The organism is Streptomyces sp. NPDC059534 (assembly GCF_042743475.1).
In the GTDB taxonomy this organism is placed as follows: Bacteria; Actinomycetota; Actinomycetes; order Streptomycetales; family Streptomycetaceae; genus Streptomyces.
Window position 1 is genome coordinate 1 of the sequence record NZ_JBHWAQ010000147.1, and the last position, 1274, is coordinate 1274.

1 protein-coding gene is annotated in these 1274 nt (G+C 69.3%); it reads right to left on the reverse strand.

The features are described from left to right. Positions 1-1274: amino acid adenylation domain-containing protein (locus ACFVZH_RS40405; protein WP_384905642.1), on the reverse strand; the 1274-nt coding region annotated here is incomplete at both ends.

A 1274-nucleotide genomic window follows, 5' to 3' on the forward strand; every position in this document is an offset into this window, starting at 1 on the left:
CGCTCCAGGCGTGGGGCGAGGGCGGCGACGGTCGGGGTCTCGAACAGGGCCCGGACGGGCAGTTCGACTCCGAGGACGGATCGGATACGGGAGATCAGGCGGGTCGCGAGGAGCGAGTGGCCGCCCAGGTCGAAGAAGCTGTCGTCGATCCCGACCCGGGACAGGCCCAGGATCTCCGCGAACAGCCCGCACAGGATGTCCTCCTGCGCCGACCGCGCCTCACGACGAACCGCACCGGATGCCGTCGGCGCGGGCAACGCCTTGCGGTCCGTCTTGCCGTTCGGCGTCAGCGGGACCGACTCGAGCACGACCACCGCCGACGGAACCATGTACTCGGGAAGAAGGGTGGCGATGCTTCGGCGGACCGCCTCCCCGTCCAGGGTGATGCCCTCGACGGGGACGACGTAGCCGACCAGACGCCGGTCACCCGGGGCGTCCTCACGGACCATCGCCACCGCGCGGGCGACGCCGTCCGCCTGCGACAGCGCCGACTCGACCTCACCGAGCTCGATGCGGTATCCCCGCACCTTCACCTGGTCGTCGACACGACCGACGAACTCCAGGACGCCTGCGTCCGTCCACCGGACGAGGTCGCCCGTCCGGTACATCCGCGAGCCCTCGGGCACGAACGGATCGGCGACGAAACGCTCCGAAGTGAGCCCGGGGCGGCCGAGGTAGCCCCGGGCCACGCCGTCACCGGCGATGTACAACTCGCCCGCCACACCCGCCGGCACCAACCGCAGCCGGCCATCCAGCACGTACACGCGCGTGTTCGCGATCGGCCCACCGATCGGCGTACCGCCATCCTCCGCCAGCAGCGCACTGGTCGACCAGATCGTCGTCTCCGTCGGCCCGTACATGTTCCACACCGACACACCAGCACCAGTCAGCGCCGAAGCCAGCTGACCGTCCAGCGCCTCGCCACCCACCAGAATCCGCAGATCCTCAGCGGCCCCCGGGTCCGATTCCAGCAGCGCACGCCACAGACTCGGCGTCGCCTGCATCACCGACACACCCTCAGCCCGCACCAGCCGGCCCAACGCCACCGGATCACGCACCACATCACGATCCGCGACCACCACCACCGCACCCGACACCAACGGCAGAAACACCTCAAGCAGCGAGATGTCGAAACCGAACGTCGTCACCGCCAGCCACTTCTCCCCCGCCGACAGACCCACCTGCGAACCCATCGACCACAAGAAGTTGCTCAACGCACCATGCGGAACCACCACACCCTTCGGACGGCCCGTCGAACCCGACGTGTACAGCAC